Genomic DNA, 13,857 nt, shown 5'->3' with positions numbered 1-13,857 from the left:
CGAGACGCTTTGCTGCGTTCCGCTTGACTCGGCAGACGGTTGCTCAGAGCGGATCGCGGCCGCCGGGCCGCGCCTCGCCGGCGGCGCTCTCTTCATCCGGCACGGTCTCGAGATCCGCGAGCCAGACGGCCGCCGACGCGTCGCTCGGCGCGCGATAGTCGCCGCGCGGCGACAGCGATCCGCCCGATCCCACCTTCGGCGCATTCGGCACGCAACTGCGCTTGAATTGCGATTCCTCGAAGAAGCGCCGCACGAACACGCGCAGCCAGTGCTTGATTTCGCGCAGCGTGTACTGGTGCCGTTCCTGTCCCGGATCGGGCCATGCGCCGAGCGTCGCGTCGCGCCACGCGTGCCACGCGATGAACGCGAGCTTCGACGGCCGGTAGCCGAACCGCGACACGTAATAAAGCGCGAAGTCCTGCAATTCGAACGGCCCGACGACGTCCTCCGAGCGCTGTTCCGGCTCGTTGCCGGCGTTGCCCGGAATCAGTTCCGGGCTGATCGCCGTGTCGAGCACGGCTTGCAGCACCGGCGCGAGCGCCGGATCGAACAGCGTCGATTGCGCCGCCCAACGGATCAAGTAGCGGATCAGCGTCTTCGGCACGCTCGCATTGACGCCGTAATGCGCCATGTGATCGCCGACGCCGTATGTGCACCAGCCGAGCGCGAGCTCGCTCAGGTCGCTCGTGCCGACGACGAGCCCGCGATGCAGGTTCGCAAGCCTGAACAGATAGCTCGTGCGCATGCCTGCCTGCACGTTCTCGAAGGTCGCGTCGTAGATCCGCTCGCCGCGCGCGAACGGATGGCCGATGTCGGCGAACATCTTCAGGCAGGCGGTGCGGATGTCGATGTCGAGCGCGGCGCAGCCGAGCGCGGCGATCAACTGCCGCGCCTGGCGGCTCGTCTTCTTGCTCGTCGCGAAGCCGGGCAGCGTGCACGCGACGATGTTTCCGCGCGGCAGGCGCAGCACGTCCATCGCGCGCGCGCAGACGAGCAGCGCGTGCGTCGAATCGAGCCCGCCCGATACGCCGATCACGAGCTTGTCGACGTGCGCCGCGCGCATTCGCGTGACGAGCCCCTGCACCTGAATGTCATAGATCTCGCCGCAGCGCCGGTCGCGCAGCGCAGGGTCCGACGGCACATAGGGAAAGCGCTCGTACGTGCGCGCGAGCGGCAGGCGGCGATCGCGGTCGATCGGCGCGTCGATGCGCACGGTGCGGAACGTCGCGCAGACGTCGCGATGCCGCTGCGCCGATTGCGCGAAGCTTGTCTGGCGCGCGCGCTCGCAACAGAGGCGATCGAGGTCGATGTCGGCCCTGATCGCCTGCGCGGCGTCGAGAAAGCGCCGGCTCTCGGCGAGTTGCACGCCGTCCTCGTGGATCATCGCGTGCCCGTCCCAGGCGAGATCGGTCGTTGATTCGCCGGCGCCGGCGCTCGCATACGCATACGCGGCGAGGCAGCGCGCCGACTGGTTCGCGACGAGCGCCTGCCGGTATTCGGCCTTGCCGACCGTCGCGTTCGACGCCGACAGGTTCAGCAGCACCGTCGCGCCCGCGAGCGCGGCGAACGACGACGGCGGGATCGGCACCCACAGGTCCTCGCAGATCTCGACGTGGAACGTGAAGCGCGGCTGCGCGCCGATCTCGAACAGCAGCGCGCTGCCGAACGGCACGCCGGAATGGCCGGGCAGATCGACGGCGGCGCGCGGCAGCGCGTCGCCGGACGCGAACTGCCGCGCTTCGTAGAACTCGCGGTAGTTCGGCAGGTAGGTTTTCGGAACGATGCCGCACAGGCGGCCGCGATGGATCACGGCCGCGCAGTTGAACAGCATCGAGCAGAATTGCAGCGGCACGCCGACGACCGCGATCGAGCCCAGCGCGCGCGATGCGGCGAGCACGTCCTCGAGCGCCGCGACGCATCCGTCGAGGAGCGCCTGCTGGAGAAAAAGATCGTCGCACGTGTATGCGGACAGGCATAGCTCCGGAAAGAGCGTGAGAAGCGTGCCGTCGTCTTCGGCCTCGCGCAGCGCGGCGATCACCTGCGCCGCATTGAACGCCGGATCGGCGACGCGCACGCGCGGCGTCGCGACGCGGATGCGCGCGAAGCCGTGCCGGTAGAGATTGAAGAAGGCCATGGTGCCGTGTGCGAGACTCGCGCGCTGCGCCCAATGCGGTGCAGCGCGACATGCGCGCGAGGTGCGGCGACGCGTGGCGGGCGAAGCCGCGTTTGCCGACAGTGTGCGGCGCGCATCGGCCACACCGTTGACTCAGATCAAGCGATGCGGCGATGCGCCGCGCAGAAGCCGGCGCGGCGCGTGGTTGCGCTTCGCTGGCGGCGCGCGGCGGTTACGGCTGCACGTCGAGGAAGTCGCGCGCGTTGCACGCTTCGGCGCTCACGCGCAGCGTCTGCAGCGCGCGCTTCTCGATGCGGCGGATCTGTTCGCGCGACACGCCCGATTGCGCGGCGATCTGCTCGTAGCTGCACGGCTCGCCGCCGCCGATCCCGAAGCGCAGGCGGAGAATATCGGCTTCCTGCGCCGACATCGTCTTCAGCAGCGACGCGACGACGTCGCGCATCTGCGCGTCGGCGAGCGCATCGAACAGGCTCGGCGTCGACGCGTCCTCGACGAGATCGCCGAATTCGGCGTGCTCGTCGTCGCCAAGCGGCGCGTTCAGCGAGCGCGGCTCGTGCGGCAGCGTCAGCATCGCGCGCAGCCGCTCGGCCGACAGCTCGGTCGCCGCCGCGAGCTCGGCGAGCGACGCGCGCGCGCCGCTGCGCTGCCTGATCCGATCGGCGGCCTTGCGCACGCGGCGCGCTTGGTCGCCGACGTGAACCGGCAGGCGGATCGTGCAGGCGCGGTCCGCGATCGCGCGCGAAATCGCCTGACGAATCCACCATGTCGCGTACGTCGAGAACTTGAAGCCGCGTTGATATTCGAATTTCTCGATCGCACGCAGCAGGCCGAGATTGCCTTCCTGAAGCAGATCGGCGAGATCCAGCCCGCGCGACGCATACCTGCGCGCGATCGACAGCACGAGCCGCAGGTTCGCCTCGGCCATCCTGGTGGTCGCGGTCGAGATGCGCGCTTCGCCTTCGGCAAACGCGCTCGCGGCGGCGCGCAGCGCGTTCGAGCCGCCCTTCGCCGGCGACGCCGGCGGGCGCTGCATCGCGCGCCGCACCGCGTTGATTTCGGCCGACGGCCAGCCGTATGCGTCGAGCGCGGCGTACGCCCGCTTGCGCGCGCGGGCGAACGCGCGCGCACCTTCGTCGCCGCGGGCGCGTGCGCGTTGCAGCGCGGCGCGCGCGTGGGCGAGCGCCGGATCGTCCGGCAACGACGCGAGCGCGAGAAGATCGAGCGCATCGGCGAGCGCGTGCAGCACCTGCGTGCGGCCGGCTTCGATTTCGGTTGCGAGCGCGATTTCCTGCGCGTGGTTCAGAAGCGGCACCGCGTGCATCCGGCGCACGAAGAGCGTGAGCGGATCGGTCGAGGCGGCGGCGTCGCCCGTCGCGTCGTCGCTTTGTTCGGACAACGGAGCGTTGGTGTCGTCGCGCCAATCGGCGCCGGCGTGCGCGGACCGCGCCGGCTTGCCGTGCGACGGCGCGTCGCCGCCGCTTTCTTCGGATGGGTGGTGGTCGAGAGGATCGAGCTCGCCGAAGTCGTGCTCGAGCGCGCCGGAGGGCGCGCGGGCGGGCTCGTCGCCCAACTCGGCAAAAGCCGCGTCGTCGTGGGCGCCGGCAAGTTCGAGCAATCGGTCGATGCCCTGTTCGTAGCGCACTTCGCGCTCTGAGACTTTCATGGCAAACGCGGATCGGGCCGCGGTACGTCGTGACGGAGCGAATCCGTCGAGCCAGGCCCGTCGGCTCGTCGCGAACGCCCGTCCGCGCCGATGAGCCTTACAGCCGTGCATCTTGTGGCGGATCGCGAAATTTCAATGGCGAGCTGCGCTTTCCGATCGGCGAGACGCGCGCCGCCGCGCGGCCGAAACAGGTTCGGAAGCCTTATTGATCGTGATTGCGTGTCGGCACGGCGTCATGAAACGCGTGGCTATTCATACGATTCGCGGCGAACGCGCGCTGCGTCGGGGCTCGCGCTCTCGACGCCGGCGGCGGCGCGCTCGCGCAAGCGGGCGTCGTCCGCGTCGTCTTCGCCTTCGTCTTCGTCGCGTTCGACGGAGATGTCGCGGGCCGCTTCGTCGCGCACGTCGCGCTCGTCGTCGGGGTAGCCGGAGTCGTCGGGCTCTGCCTCGTGCGGCTCGGCCGTGTACGAGCCCGCCGTGCCGAAGCCCGGTGCGGCTTCGCGCAGCGCCGCCGCGTAAGCTTTCCACCCGGTGTCGTTGCCTGCGAACAGGTGCTTGCGAACGGGCAGCGCAAGCGCGTCGTAGTCGAGCGGATCTTCGAGCAGCAACTGCGGCCACAGGCAGAACGAGCGCAGCGCGCGAGCCTCGAACTCGCGCATGGTCATGTCCTGCACGACGTACTCGACGAGCGGCACGTCGGCGAGCATGCCGTTCGTCGCAAGGAGCGCTTCGATCGACAGATCGTCGCGCTTCTGCTCTTCGAGGCGGCTCAGGATTTGCAGCACGCTGCCGAGGTGTAGCAGCAGCGCGCGCCGTGCGTAAGCGTCTTCCATGACGGTGCCTCCGGGCGGATGGCCGTGCCGCATGCCGCGCGCTCGGCGAGCGTGCGGCGGCGGGCGCGCATCGCGCTGCGCGGCGTGCGAGATCGAAACGCGGCTGCGTCGACGCGCTCGCCGCGTCGGATGCGGCACGGCATGCATACAAGGGTATCCAATCTGCACGCGGGCCGCCGATGCGGATTGACGCACGTCAACGGAGGAGCGCGGCTGGGCGACCTGGGACGTGTCGAATCGTGCGTGAGTTGGGGACGGCCGGCGGATGCGGCGCTTGCCTGGCGCCGCGCGACGGCTGATGCGACGGAGCGGGCGTGTCCGGCGGCTTGCCTGCCAGCTGAGGGAGCGCGGCGCCGCGGCGCGTCGATCCGATCGTGCTCACGCGTCGGCAGACCGATAACGCGGCGTCAACAACGATAAGGGGACACACTCATCCTGACGAGACCGGCCACGCGTTGCACGGGCCCATTCCGTAGCTGTAGCCGTAGCCGCGACCGCTGCCGCACGGCGATCGCGCCTACTCGTCGGACGCGTGCGTCGACCGGCCGCAGTGCAGCCGGCAGCGCAGCGATTGCTCACCCCTTCGAATGCCGTTCGACCTTCATCGCGCTCTCCTTGACTTCGTGCCGGCGTACGCGCGTTGCGCGGCGACTGCAGGAAACGTGGAAAGCGGCCTGTCGATTCTCGTCAACGAAGCACGAGATCGGAGCCGATCGCCTCCCCCAGCGCCCGCGCGATGCGCGCTTCGCTGTCGGCGAGCTTCGCCTCGACGCGTTCGACGAGACGGCGGATCTTTGTCGAGCCGCGCCGGCTCGACGGATAGGCGGCGCAGATCCGCTCCTCGCCGAACGACGCGCTCTCGAAGCGCCATTCGACGAGAAGCGGCACGAGCCGCCCCGCTTCGAGCGCGTCGACGATGCTCCATTGCGGACACGGCAGGATGCCCGCGCCGTCGAGCGTCGCCGCGAGCGCGAGGCCGTAATTGTCGGTCGCGAGCGGGCCTTTCGGCTCGATGCGTTCGCGCGTGCCGTCGCGATCGAAGGCCCACGTGTTGGCGAGCGTCGGGTGGCGGTAGATCACGCAGTCGTGCCGCGCGAGATCGGCGGGCGCGACGGGCCGGCCGCGCTGCGCGAGGTAGCCGGGACTCGCGCACAGCAGGCTGCGGTTCGAGCCGATCGGCTTGACGATCTGGCTCGGCAGATCGTAGTTGCCCATCCTGAGCGCGAGGTCGTAGCCTTCGCCGACGATGTCGACGTAATGATCGGACAGCGACAGCTCAATGCGCACGCGCGGAAACGCCCGCGTGAACGGCAGGCAGAGCGGCGCGAGGATCGCGTGCCCGAACGAGTGCGCGGCGGTGACGCGCAGCAGGCCGCGCGGCTCGTCGTCGTGCTCGGAGAGTTGTCGCGCGCCGTCCGCGAGCCGGCGCAGCACGTCGGTCGCGGTCGCGAGATAGAGCCGCCCGCCTTCGGTCAGCACGAGCTTGCGCGTCGTGCGTTCGAGCAGTTGCACGCCGAGCGTCTCTTCGAGCCCGGCGATCGCTTTCGTCACCGCCGACGGCGTCTTCGCGAGCCGGCGCGCCGCTTGGCTGAGGCTGCCCTCTTCGACCGCGCAGACGAAGGTTTCGAGCGCGGACAGCAGATCGATTCGCCGCATTCTTTCCTCAAAGGCACAAGCGATGTGCGTAATAAGATCACGAATCGATTTTTTTCTCTACTTACGCTTCACAAGCGAAACGTTCGGCGGCGCAGCCGTCGAGCGGCCGCCATTTCGTTCGGCGTCGTCAAAGGAGGGATCGATGAAGCGCATCGCGTGGATCGTCGTCGTGCTCGCATCGCTTGCGTGTTTCGCCGCGCGCGCGGCCGACGGCAACGTGCTCAACGTCTACAACTGGGCCGAGTATTTCGCGCCCGATACGATCCCGGGCTTCGAGAAGGAGACCGGCATCAAGGTGCGGCTCGACGTCTACGACAGCAACGAAGCGCTGCAGACGAAGCTGACGACGGGCAACAGCGGCTACGATCTCGTGTTTCCGTCGAACGACTTTCTCGCGCGGCAGATTCAGGCGGGCCTCTACCAGAAGCTCGACCGATCGAGGCTGCCGAACCTGAAGAATCTCGATCCGGCGATCGTCGCGCGCGCGGCCGAAGCCGACCCCGGCAACCAGTACAGCGTGCCGTACATGCAGGGCACGTTCGGGCTCGGGCTCAACGTCGCGAAGGTGAAGCAGGCGCTCGGCGTTCCGCTGCCCGCGAACACGCTCGAGCTGATCTTCAATCCCGCGTACGCAGCGAAGCTCAAGGGCTGCGGAATCGCGTTCAACGATGCGGGCAGCGAAGTGTTTCCGCTTGCGCCGCGCTACATCGGCCGCGATCCGAACACGACCGATCCGCGCGACTACGAAGCGGCGCTCGACATGATGAAGAAGATCCGGCCGACGATCCGCCAGTTCATCGCGACGCCCGTGATGAACGATCTCGCGACGGGCGACGTGTGCGTCGTCACCGGCTACTCGGGGGCGGTGCTCGTCGCGGCGCTGCGCGCGGCCGACGCGAAGAACGGGCAGCGGATCGTCTACAGCCTGCCGGCGGGCGGCGCACCGTTCTGGTTCGACAGCATGGCGATTCCGAAGGGCGCCGCGCACGCGGACAACGCGCTGCGCTTCATCGATTACATCCTGCGGCCCGACGTCGTCGCGAAGATCAGCAACAAGGTGATGTATCCGAATCCGAACCGCGCGGCGACGCCGCTCGTGGACAGGCGGCTCACGTCGAATCCGGCGATCTACCCGGACGCCGCGACGATGCGCACGCTCTGGGTGAAGCGCCCGATGCCGCCGCAGGCGATGCGCATGCAGACGCGCTACTGGACCCGGTTCAAGACCGGTTACTGAGCGGCTTCATTTTGACGAGGAGACCGAAGTGATTCCCACCGGACTGCTGTTCGACCCCGCATTCCTCACGCATCGGCAAGGCGATCTCGTGTATGTCGTTCCGCGCGGCACGCTGAATTTCGGCGAGCATTTCGACAGCCCGCTGCGGCTCGCGTACACGAAGCAGCTGCTCGACGCGGTGGGCATGACCGAGCGCCTCACGCGAATTGCGTTCGACGGCGCGACCGACGAGCAGTTGCTGCGCGTGCATCGGCCCGAGTATCTGCGGCAGCTTGCCGAAGCGTGCGCGGTGGCGGGCGCGCAAGTCGTGCAGCTCGGCGAGGACGCGGCGGGCAGCGCGCTGACCGAGCGCGTCGCGCGGCTTGCGGCGGGCGCCGCATGCGCGGCGGTCGATGCGGTCGTGACGGGGCCGCTGCGGCAGGCGTACGCGCTGATCCGGCCGTCGGGCCATCACGCGGGCGCGGATTTCGCGATGGGCTACTGCTACTACAACAACGTCGCGATCGCCGCACGGCATGCGCAGGCCGTGCACGGCATCGAACGCGTCGCGATCGTCGATTGGGACGTGCATCACGGCAACGGCACGCAGCAAGTGTTCTACGACGATCCGTCGGTGCTGTTCGTCTCGCTGCACGAGGCAGAGAATTTCCCCGTCGACGGCGGCGAGGCGCGTGAAACGGGCGGCGGCGCGGGCGCGGGCTACAACGTGAACGTGCCGCTGCCTTCCGGCACGGGCGATGCCGGCTATCTGCATGCGTTCGAAGAGCTGGTGCTGCCGCTCATCGACGCGTTTTCGCCGCAACTGATTCTCGTATCCGCGGGGCAGGACGCGAACGCATTCGATCCGCTCGGCAGAATGCGCGTGCAGCGCGACGGGTTCCGGCAAATGGCGCGCGCGCTCCGGCAAGCGGCGGGCAGCGTGTGCGGCGGACGCATCGCGATGTTGCAGGAAGGCGGCTACAGCCTGCCGTATCTGCCGATCGCGACGCTCGGCGTGCTCGAGGGGCTCGTCGGCTGGAACGCCCCGTTCGACGATCCGCACCTGTTCGTCCAGCATCCGCTCGGCGACGGCGAGCGCAACGCGGTGAAGGCCGCCCGCAACGCGCTGGCGCCGTATTGGCCGACGCTGAGCCAATCATGAGGAGAACGAGATGAGAAAGACGATCGTGGCCGCCACGCAAATGGCGTGCGATTGGAATATCGAAGCGAACCTGTCGCGCGCCGAACGCGTCGTGCGCGACGCGGCCGCGCGCGGCGCGCAGATCGTGCTGCTGCAGGAATTGTTCGAGACGCCGTATTTCTGCATCGACCAGAATCCCGCGCACCTCGCGCTCGCGAAGCCGTACGAAGGCCATCCGTGGCTTGCGCGCTTCGCGTCGCTCGCGCGCGAACTCGAGGTCGTGCTGCCCGTGAGCTTCTTCGAGCGCGCCGGCCAGACGCAATTCAATTCGGTCGCGGTCTTCGACGCCGACGGCCGCGCGCTCGGCGTTTATCGCAAGACGCACATTCCGGACGGCCCGGGCTACGCGGAGAAATACTATTTCACGCCGGGCGACACGGGGTTTCGCGTATGGGACACCGCGTACGGCAGGATCGGCGTCGGGATCTGCTGGGACCAATGGTTTCCGGAATGCGCGCGGGCGATGGCGCTTGCGGGAGCGGAGATCCTGCTCTATCCGACGGCGATCGGCAGCGAGCCGCACGATGCGTCGATCGATTCGCGCGCGCATTGGCAGAACACGCAGCGCGGGCATGCGGCCGCGAACTTGATGCTGCTCGTCGCGAGCAACCGGATCGGCGTCGAGCGCGGCGAATCGGGCGAGATCGTGTTCTACGGCAGTTCGTTCATCGCGGGCGCGGACGGCGAGAAGATCGTCGAATGCGATCGCGACGGCGAAGCGATCGCGACGGCCGAATTCGATCTCGACGCGCTCGCGTATCGACGCCGCTGCTGGGGCGTGTTTCGCGATCGGCGGCCGGAGTGCTATCGGATCTTGAGCGTAGAGGCGGCGGATCGTTCGCGATGACGCGGCGAGCACGCGGCCGCGATCGAGGAGATGAATTTGATGCGGCAGAAAGCGATTCTCGGTGACGGAAAACCGAATGTCATACGTGCTGCCGAGATCACTTCCCTTTATCGAGCAGGAATTCCATGGAGGCGATTCTCCTTGCGGATTCGAATTGGGGCGCTTTATTTTCGAGGATCGTCGAGTAATTGAGAATCTTTGCTAGGAAGGTGATTTTGGAACGGACGCAATGGAAAATGTGCCGCTTCAAATGGAATGAACGGCGCTTCGGAAGGGGATATCGGTTGCGTCGCGCGCGACGGTGACATGCGATGGAAGGCGGAACTCCGGATGCCGCACTTGCGAGGCGACCGGCCGGGAGTGGCCGATAAGCGTGCGTCGCACCGCATTCACGCGTTGATTTCCCGGGGCGTTGATCGAATTGTGTGGCGCGCGGACATTCGTTGCATTTTGCGTAGCCGGTATTGCGTATGCCGGCGGCGCGGCAATCGATTAATCGAAGCGGGGGCTTGTGCAAACCGCATCGAATAGTCGATTTGGATCGGATTTATTCAGCGAGCGAGCGGATTCGGATTATCCGATGTCGAGAGCCTGCGACGCTTTCCGGATATTGCCAAACGAAACGGCGGGGCGATCCGAATAATCGAGAGCGAACATGCACGTCGTGAGCGAAGGGGGCGTGGAATGTCGGCGGCGCAAGCGCGAACCGGTTCGAACGCGTCGACTCGGCTTCTAGCGCGCGGAGCCGGCAAGCGCGCGGTACGGCGATGAAATGACGGAATTGGCGCGGCTGCGGGACACGTCGGGCTTTCGACTCGAAGGGGCGACAAATCTTCGGGGCGTGCGCTGTCAGCGGAATGCGCGATGGGATGCCGCTTCGCACTCGCTTGCGCCGACGCGATGCCGGCATCGAGGGAAAATAGACTGGTGGATTCGGCTGCCGCGGAAGGCGAGGTGATCGATGGGCGCGCCAAAAACAGAAAAGGGTTACAAGCGACTAGCCTGTAACCCTTCGAATTCTTTGGTGGGGCGTGAGTGACTCGAACACTCGACCTACGGATTAAGAGTCCGCTGCTCTACCAACTGAGCTAACGCCCCGACAGAAGTGAAATTATGCATGGGCTTTTGAACCATGTCTAGCCCTTTTTGCTTTTTTCTCGAAAAATTCGCGCGCGGCCCGCGCTGCTGTGTCGAGTTCGCACGATCCGTCGCTTCTCGCGCGCTCCCGGTATGATGTCGCCCAAACCCTGTCGCGCGGCGGGCGCGCGGCTCTTTCTGGGCGTACGACGATGGACGAAAACACTGTCCGTGATTTGCTGGATCGGCTCCTTGCTCCGTGGGTCCGCTCCCTTTCCCTCACTCCCGTATCGGTTTCGGAGGAGCGCGTCACCTTGCGGCTGCCGTTCTCCGGCGAGCTGCGCCACTCGGGCGGCGTGATCTGCGGTCAGGTGTTCATGGCGGCCGCCGACACCGCGATGGTCGTCGCGATCTCCGCCGCGCTCGGCGAATTCCGACCGATGACGACCGTCGCGCTCAACACCCATTTCATGCGCCCGGTCCGCAAGGGCGACGTGCTCGTCACCGCTCGCGTGCTGCGGATGGGCCGCAATCTCGTGTTCGGCGAAATCGAGCTGTTCGACGAGGACGGCAAGATGGCCGTCCACGCCACGTCGACCTACGCGCTCGTTTCCTGAGCGCCGGCAGCGGCAGGCGGCAACGAGGAGCGCATCCGATGTTCGACCAAGTCGTATTCGCGGGCGGCGGCAATCGCTGCTGGTGGCAGGCGGGATTCTGGGACGTCGTGCGGCCCGCGCTCGACGTGCGGCCGCGCGTGATCGCCGGCATTTCGGCCGGCGCGGCGACCGCGTGCATGCTCTACACGCGCGATTCGCGCTGGGTGATGCGCTATTACGAAGAGACGCTCAAGCACAACCGCAGGAACGTCTACTGGGGCAATCTGCTGCGCGCCGAACCGGTCTTTCCGCATTACCGGATCTATCGGCAGGCGCTTCTCGACATCTACGGCGAGCCGTTCGCGAAACTCGCCGGCGCGCCGGAGATCCGCATCGGCGTGTCGCACGTGCCGCGCTGGCTCGGCGCGCGCAGCGCGGTCGCGGCGGGACTCATCGCGTACAACATCGAGAAGTACGTTCGCAAGGCGCTGCACCCGACGCTCGGCCGTTCGCTCGGTTTCCGCCCCGAATTCGTCCGCGCGCAGGATTGCACGCGCGCCGACGAGCTCGCCGATCTTGTTCTCCAGTCTTCGTGCACGCCGCCATTTACACCCGTTCTGCGCCGCAACGGCCGGCCGGTGCTCGACGGCGGGATGGTCGACAACGTGCCGGTCGGCGCGCTCGATGCGTCGCCCGGGCTCGTGCTCGTGATGGTGACGCGGCTCTACCCGAGGCCGCAGACATTCGTCGTCGAGCGCGGCGGCCAGCGGCGGCTTTACGTGCAGCCTTCGCGCAAGGTGCCGATCTCGAGCTGGGACTACACGAGTCCGCACCAGATGCAGCATGCGTACGATCTCGGCCGGCGCGATGGTGAGCGCTTCCTCACTTCAGCGCCGACGCTCGTCGGCGAAACCGGTGCGGGGTGTTAAGGCTGGGCGGGGCTGCGGTGTGCGGAATGCGGGGCCCGGGACTTGGGATACGAGATACGAGATACGAGATACGAGATACGAGATACGAGATACGAGATACGAGATACGAGAGGCGAGAGGCGAGAGGCGAGAGGCGAGAGGCGAGAGGCGAGAGGCGAGAGGCGAGAGGCGAGAGGCGAGAGGCGAGAGGCAACTTGCGGAATGCAGCGAACCGCTGAATCGGGCGCGAGGCGCGCGGCCGCCGCGCACCTCGCTTCCTCCCGCCGCCGCCGCCGCCGTCCCGCCGACGCTCAGCGGCGAATCCGTCCCTGAGTGAGCGCCTCGGGATTCGCGACACTCGACAGGTCGCCCGCGTCGAACGCGAGGATGTTCTTGAACGCGGCGCTGAAGTAGAGCTCGTAGCTTTCGCGTTCGACGTAGCCGATGTGCGGCGTGCAGATCACGTTCTCCATCCGCAGCAGGCTGTAACCCTGCAGGATCGGCTCGCTCTCGTAGACGTCGATCGCGACCATCCCCGGCCGGTTGCGCGCGAGCGCGGAGACGAGCGCGTTTTCTTCGAGCAGCTCCGCGCGGCTCGTGTTGACGAAGAGCGACGTCGGCTTCATCCGCAGCAGATCGTCGAGCTTGACGATGCCGCGCGTGTCGTCGTGCAGGCGCAGGTGCAGCGACAGCACGTCGGACTGCTCGAAGAGCGCCTCGCGGCTCTCGGCGGTCGCGTAGCCGTCGGCGCGCGCCGCTTCGAGCGAATGCTCGCGGCCCCAGATCATCACGTTCATCCCGAACGCCTTGCCGTAGCCGGCGACGAGCCGGCCGATCTTGCCGTAGCCCCAAATCCCGAGCGTCTGCCCGCGCAGCACTTGGCCGAGCCCGAAGTTCGGCGGCATCGCCGACGTCTTCAGGCCCGACTGCTGCCATGCGCCCTGCTTCAGGTTCGCGACGTACTGCGGAATGCGGCGCTGCGCGGCCATGATGAGCGCCCAGGTCAGCTCGGCGGGCGCGATCGGCGAGCCCGTGCCCTCGAGCACGGCGACGCCGCGCTCCGTGCATGCGTCGAGGTCGATGTGGGTCGAGATGCGCCCCGTCTGGCTGATCATGCGCAGATGCGGGAGCTTGCCGAGCAGTTGCGACGTGATGTGGGTGCGCTCGCGAATCAGCACGAGCGCTTCGACTTCCGCCAGGCGGCTCGCGAGCTGCCCGAGGCCGCGCACCGTGTTGTTGAAGATCTTCACTTCATGGTCGGCGAGCATCTCGAAGCAGTTGAGCTTGCGGACGGCGTCCTGGTAGTCGTCGAGGATGGCAATTTTCATGGCGTGTTTCGGGATTCGCGCGGGATGAGCGATGTCAGGTGGTGGCCGTCGCGCTTCGTCGCGCGCCGGTCCGGCCCGGTTTGGGGGCCGTAATGATCCTATGGCGGCGCGGCAACAGGTGTATCTCTTTTTAACAGCTTGTTACGCGGCGCGGCAAGCGTTTGCGTCCGGGCGGAAATCATGCTGTTCGGGCCCCGCTCGATGCCGGCCGGACGGCGATTCCGCCGTTTCTCAATTGGGCGATTTGCGCAGGGAGATTGCTCAATTATTTCATTCTCAAGAACAATTGGTCTTTCCAGCTAGGCGGGCTGAGCAAGTTCGAAGGTTTTTATCGAGATTCCGCGCGAAGTTGAGCAACTCTGCATCTTTTTCGCTGTCGTAGGAAAATTACTCATTTG

At 67.0% G+C, this 13,857-nt stretch carries 10 protein-coding genes and 1 tRNA gene; 5 read left to right on the top strand and 6 right to left on the bottom strand.

The window, feature by feature from the left end; genetic code table 11:
• Window positions 1-43: 43 nt before the first annotated feature.
• From WS78_RS19410 to WS78_RS19390, 4 genes are all read right to left on the bottom strand, one after another.
• Window positions 44-2,134 carry an NAD(+) synthase gene (locus tag WS78_RS19410; protein WP_059583712.1) on the bottom strand — a complete coding sequence of 697 codons (2,091 nt, stop codon included), beginning with the start codon at window positions 2,132-2,134 and terminating at the stop codon, window positions 44-46.
• A 211-nt stretch (window positions 2,135-2,345) separates the two neighbouring features.
• Window positions 2,346-3,797 carry an RNA polymerase sigma factor RpoD/SigA gene (locus WS78_RS19405; RefSeq protein ID WP_059583715.1) on the bottom strand — a complete coding sequence of 484 codons (1,452 nt, stop codon included), beginning with the start codon at window positions 3,795-3,797 and terminating at the stop codon, window positions 2,346-2,348.
• 248 nt (window positions 3,798-4,045) lie between these two features.
• Window positions 4,046-4,630 (bottom strand): hypothetical protein, encoded by a 585-nt coding sequence (locus WS78_RS19395; protein ID WP_059583854.1) that lies wholly within the window; start codon window positions 4,628-4,630, stop codon window positions 4,046-4,048.
• 687 nt (window positions 4,631-5,317) lie between these two features.
• Window positions 5,318-6,286, bottom strand: a complete 969-nt coding sequence (locus tag WS78_RS19390; protein WP_059583719.1) for a LysR family transcriptional regulator — start codon at window positions 6,284-6,286, stop codon at window positions 5,318-5,320.
• 142 nt (window positions 6,287-6,428) lie between these two features.
• On the opposite strand from WS78_RS19390, the gene WS78_RS19385 reads away from it, so the two are divergent.
• From WS78_RS19385 to aguB, 3 genes are read left to right on the top strand one after another with little or no spacing between them, the layout of a single operon-like run.
• Window positions 6,429-7,523, top strand: coding sequence for a polyamine ABC transporter substrate-binding protein (locus WS78_RS19385; protein WP_059583721.1), 1,095 nt, complete (start codon window positions 6,429-6,431; stop codon window positions 7,521-7,523).
• 28 nt (window positions 7,524-7,551) lie between these two features.
• Entirely contained in the window at window positions 7,552-8,664 is a 1,113-nt protein-coding gene (locus WS78_RS19380; protein WP_059583725.1) for a class II histone deacetylase, read from the top strand.
• 10 nt (window positions 8,665-8,674) lie between these two features.
• Window positions 8,675-9,550, top strand: coding sequence for an N-carbamoylputrescine amidase (aguB, locus tag WS78_RS19375; protein WP_059583727.1), 876 nt, complete (start codon window positions 8,675-8,677; stop codon window positions 9,548-9,550).
• 1,022 nt (window positions 9,551-10,572) lie between these two features.
• Here the strand turns inward: aguB and WS78_RS19365 are convergent.
• A tRNA-Lys gene (locus WS78_RS19365) sits at window positions 10,573-10,648 on the bottom strand.
• A 191-nt stretch (window positions 10,649-10,839) separates the two neighbouring features.
• On the opposite strand from WS78_RS19365, the gene WS78_RS19360 reads away from it, so the two are divergent.
• Window positions 10,840-11,244, top strand: coding sequence for a PaaI family thioesterase (locus WS78_RS19360; RefSeq protein WP_038748597.1), 405 nt, complete (start codon window positions 10,840-10,842; stop codon window positions 11,242-11,244).
• 38 nt (window positions 11,245-11,282) lie between these two features.
• Window positions 11,283-12,152, top strand: a complete 870-nt coding sequence (locus WS78_RS19355) for a patatin-like phospholipase family protein (RefSeq protein ID WP_059583729.1) — start codon at window positions 11,283-11,285, stop codon at window positions 12,150-12,152.
• A 290-nt stretch (window positions 12,153-12,442) separates the two neighbouring features.
• On the opposite strand, the gene WS78_RS19345 is transcribed toward WS78_RS19355, so the two are convergent.
• Window positions 12,443-13,459 (bottom strand): D-2-hydroxyacid dehydrogenase family protein, encoded by a 1,017-nt coding sequence (locus tag WS78_RS19345; protein WP_059583732.1) that lies wholly within the window; start codon window positions 13,457-13,459, stop codon window positions 12,443-12,445.
• Window positions 13,460-13,857: the final 398 nt, after the last annotated feature.

It is taken from the genome of Burkholderia savannae (genome assembly GCF_001524445.2).
In the GTDB taxonomy this organism is placed as follows: domain Bacteria; phylum Pseudomonadota; class Gammaproteobacteria; order Burkholderiales; family Burkholderiaceae; genus Burkholderia; species Burkholderia savannae.
This window is presented reverse-complemented; position numbering and strand designations above follow the sequence as displayed.

Excerpts from the sequence above, each read along its gene's own strand:
- aguB (WP_059583727.1), top strand. The coding sequence starts at position 8,675 with ATGAGAAAGACGATCGTGGCCGCCACGCAAATGGCGTGCGATTGGAAT.
- WS78_RS19345 (WP_059583732.1), bottom strand. The coding sequence starts at position 13,459 with ATGAAAATTGCCATCCTCGACGACTACCAGGACGCCGTCCGCAAGCTC.
- WS78_RS19355 (WP_059583729.1), top strand. The coding sequence starts at position 11,283 with ATGTTCGACCAAGTCGTATTCGCGGGCGGCGGCAATCGCTGCTGGTGG.
- WS78_RS19405 (WP_059583715.1), bottom strand. The coding sequence starts at position 3,797 with ATGAAAGTCTCAGAGCGCGAAGTGCGCTACGAACAGGGCATCGACCGA.
- WS78_RS19390 (WP_059583719.1), bottom strand. The coding sequence starts at position 6,286 with ATGCGGCGAATCGATCTGCTGTCCGCGCTCGAAACCTTCGTCTGCGCG.
- WS78_RS19410 (WP_059583712.1), bottom strand. The coding sequence starts at position 2,134 with ATGGCCTTCTTCAATCTCTACCGGCACGGCTTCGCGCGCATCCGCGTC.
- WS78_RS19395 (WP_059583854.1), bottom strand. The coding sequence starts at position 4,630 with ATGGAAGACGCTTACGCACGGCGCGCGCTGCTGCTACACCTCGGCAGC.
- WS78_RS19360 (WP_038748597.1), top strand. The coding sequence starts at position 10,840 with ATGGACGAAAACACTGTCCGTGATTTGCTGGATCGGCTCCTTGCTCCG.
- WS78_RS19385 (WP_059583721.1), top strand. The coding sequence starts at position 6,429 with ATGAAGCGCATCGCGTGGATCGTCGTCGTGCTCGCATCGCTTGCGTGT.